We start from the raw sequence: 2,804 nt of genomic DNA on the forward strand, positions 1-2,804 counted from the left end.
TGATCGTGCGCTCCAGCCTGCACGCCGGCTCCCGCGTCGCCGTCGCCGACGTCATGCCCGCCCTGCACCTCATCCCGTTGGCCGACGCCTTCACCGGTGTGCCGCGATCGGCCACGCCGGTGCTGCGGGAGCTGCGGATGATCAAGGACTCCGCCGAGATCGAGGCGCTGCGCCGGGCCGGGGCCGCCATCGACCGGGTGCACGCTCGCATGGGGGAATTCCTCCAGGCCGGGCGCACCGAGGCCGAGGTCGGCGCTGACATCGCCGCCGCGCTGGTGGAGGAGGGCCACCTCGGGGCCGAGTTCGTCATCGTCGGCAGCGGCCCGCACGGCGCCGACCCGCACCACGAGGTGTCCGATCGCGTCATCGAGCGCGGCGACATCGTCGTCGTCGACATCGGCGGCCCGGTGGAGCCCGGCTACTTCTCCGACTGCACCCGCACCTACTCCATGGGCGAGCCCTCCGCCGAGATCGCGGGCCTGGTGGCCGAACTGGAACGCGCCCAGGCCGCCGCCGTCGCCGCGGTGAAGCCGGGTGTGACCGCCGAATCCGTCGACGCCGCCGCCCGCGACCTGCTCACCGAGGCAGGCGTCGGCGACGCCTTCGTGCACCGCACCGGGCACGGCATCGGCCTGTCGGTGCACGAGGAGCCCTACATCGTCGCGGGCAACACCCTCGCGCTGCGGCCCGGTATGGCCTTCAGCGTCGAGCCCGGTATCTATTTCAGCGGCTCGTGGGGCGCGCGGATCGAGGACATCGTGATCGTCACCGAGGACGGGTGCGAGTCGGTCAACAAGCGGCCGCACGGGCTGACCGTTCTCTAGCGGCCGTCGGGCGGTCAGCGCAGGGTGCTCGACGAGAGCACTCTGGCGACCTGGATGGCGATGACCACGCGCGTCGGATTCTCCCTTGGCTGCCGGTAGCGGCCCGCGTACCGGCGGACCGCCTCGGCGACGCTGTCCGGGTCGTCGAGCACGGTGGCCGGGCCCTCGAGGGTGAGCCAGCGCGGGCCGTCCACCTGGCTGACCGCCGCGTAACCGGACCGGCGCACATTGCGCACCTTCACCGAGCCGTCGTTGGTGATGACACGGGCCAGACCGGCCTCGGGGTCCCAGGTGAAGCCGACGGCCACCACGTGCGGGGTGCCGTCGGCGCGCAGTGTGGTGAGCGTGGCCAGGTGCCGTTCGGTGGCGAATTCGGTGGCGGCGGGCGTCAATTGCGCGGTGCTGGTCGGCATCCGTCGACGGTAGCCGATCGCGCCCCCGCGCCCGCATGACACCCGCGCCGGGATGACAGACTTGGCCGCATGGCATCGGGAGAGATCGACGCGGGCGCGGTACTGCTGCTCGGCGGACGCAGTGAGATGGGTGTGCTGGTCGCGCGACGGCTGGCGCCGGGGCGAACGGTGATCCTGGCGGCCCGGCGCAGCGACGAGCTCGACGCCGAGGTCGCGGCGGTGCGCCAGGCGGGCGCGACCGCCGTGCACACCGTGGAGTTCGACGCCGACGACGTGGCGGGCCATCCCGCGCTGCTGGAGAAGATCGCCGCCGAACACGGCCCGCTCGGCGTGGTGGTCCTCGCCTTCGGCATCCTCGGCGACCAGGCGCGCGCCGAACGCGACCCGGCGCACGCCGTGGCCGTCGCGCACACCGACTACATCGCCCAGATCAGCGTGCTCACCACCGTCGCGGAGTTGCTGCGCGCCCAGGGCAGCGGGCGCATCGTCGTGTTCAGCTCGGTGGCGGGCATCCGCGTGCGCCGCGCCAACTATGTCTACGGCTCGGCCAAGGCGGGCCTGGACGGCTTCGCCTGCGGCCTGTCCGATGCCCTGCACGGCAGCGGCGTGCGGCTGCTGCTGGTGCGCCCCGGCTTCGTCATCGGCCGCATGACCGCGGGCATGGACCCGGCCCCGCTGTCGAGCACGCCCGACCAGGTCGCCGACGCGGTGCTGCGCGGGCTGCGCCGCCGCAAGGAGATCGTCTGGGTGCCGTGGGCGCTGCGGCCGCTGTTCTTCGCCATGCGGCTGCTGCCCCGAGCCGTGTGGCGGCGGATGCCCCGGTGAGCGCCGCCGAGCCTGCCCCGCCGGGCGTCGAGAACCTCGCGGCAGGCGGCGCCGGAACGATGTCGCCGGGTGACGCGGAACAAGGCGCGGCCGCCGCGGCGCGGACCGCGTGGCCGGGCTCGGTGATCTCCGTGGTCGGGATCGGCGCGGACGGCTGGCCGGGATTGAGCGGCGCGGCTCGTGCGGCGGTCGAGGACGCCGAGGTGGTGTTCGGGTCGGGCCGGCAGCTCGAACTGCTGCCCGCCTCGGTGGCGGGCGAGCGGATCGCCTGGCCGTCACCCCTGCTGCCCGCACTGCGTGAGCTGCTGCTCGCGCAGGCGCACCGACGGGTGTGTGTGCTGGCCAGCGGTGACCCGATGTTCTACGGCATCGGCGTCACATTGGCGCGGCTGTTCGGGCCCGGCGCGCTGCGGGTGCTGCCGCAGCCGTCCTCGGCCTCGCTGGCGTGCGCCCGGCTGGGCTGGGCGCTGGCCGACATCCCGGTGGTGAGCGCGGTCGGGCGGCCACTGGCCGGGGTGCTGCCCGAGCTGACCGACGGCAGGCGGCTGCTGGTGCTCAGCGCGGACGAGCGCACTCCGGTCGCCCTGGCGGAGCTGCTGTGCGCCAACGGATTCGGCGCGTCGGGGCTGACCGTGCTGGAGCAGCTCGGCGGCCCGGCCGAGCGGATCGGCGCCACCACCGCCGCCGGGCTGTGGACTGCCGCCTGCTCATCGATGCCGCCCCGCGCTCACCCGGCTTCTCC

The 2,804-nt window shown here is 74.2% G+C and carries 4 protein-coding genes; 3 read left to right on the plus strand and 1 reads right to left on the minus strand.

Annotated elements, in window-relative coordinates:
* Positions 1-824, plus strand: an 824-nt coding sequence (locus tag QH283_RS17725; RefSeq protein WP_280504103.1) for a M24 family metallopeptidase, incomplete at its 5' end; no start/stop codon positions are given.
* Positions 825-838: 14 nt separating this feature from the next.
* Here QH283_RS17725 and QH283_RS17730 read toward each other — a convergent pair.
* On the minus strand, positions 839-1,237 hold the full coding sequence (locus tag QH283_RS17730; RefSeq protein ID WP_280504104.1) for a PPOX class F420-dependent oxidoreductase: 399 nt from the start codon (positions 1,235-1,237) through the stop codon (positions 839-841).
* Positions 1,238-1,306: 69 nt separating this feature from the next.
* Between QH283_RS17730 and QH283_RS17735 the strand changes: the two genes are divergently transcribed.
* Both QH283_RS17735 and cbiE read left to right on the plus strand, forming a co-directional pair.
* Positions 1,307-2,062 carry an SDR family NAD(P)-dependent oxidoreductase gene (locus tag QH283_RS17735; RefSeq protein ID WP_280504105.1) on the plus strand — a complete coding sequence of 252 codons (756 nt, stop codon included), beginning with the start codon at positions 1,307-1,309 and terminating at the stop codon, positions 2,060-2,062.
* 59 nt (positions 2,063-2,121) lie between these two features.
* Positions 2,122-2,804, plus strand: a 683-nt coding sequence (gene cbiE / locus QH283_RS17740; RefSeq protein ID WP_280504106.1) for a precorrin-6y C5,15-methyltransferase (decarboxylating) subunit CbiE, incomplete at its 3' end; no start/stop codon positions are given.

Source organism: Nocardia farcinica (assembly GCF_029867845.1).
Lineage (GTDB): Bacteria > Actinomycetota > Actinomycetes > Mycobacteriales > Mycobacteriaceae > Nocardia > Nocardia farcinica_A.

Coding starts and splice junctions, on each gene's coding strand:
- QH283_RS17730 (WP_280504104.1), bottom strand. CDS start 1,237: ATGCCGACCAGCACCGCGCAATTGACGCCCGCCGCCACCGAATTCGCC.
- QH283_RS17735 (WP_280504105.1), top strand. CDS start 1,307: ATGGCATCGGGAGAGATCGACGCGGGCGCGGTACTGCTGCTCGGCGGA.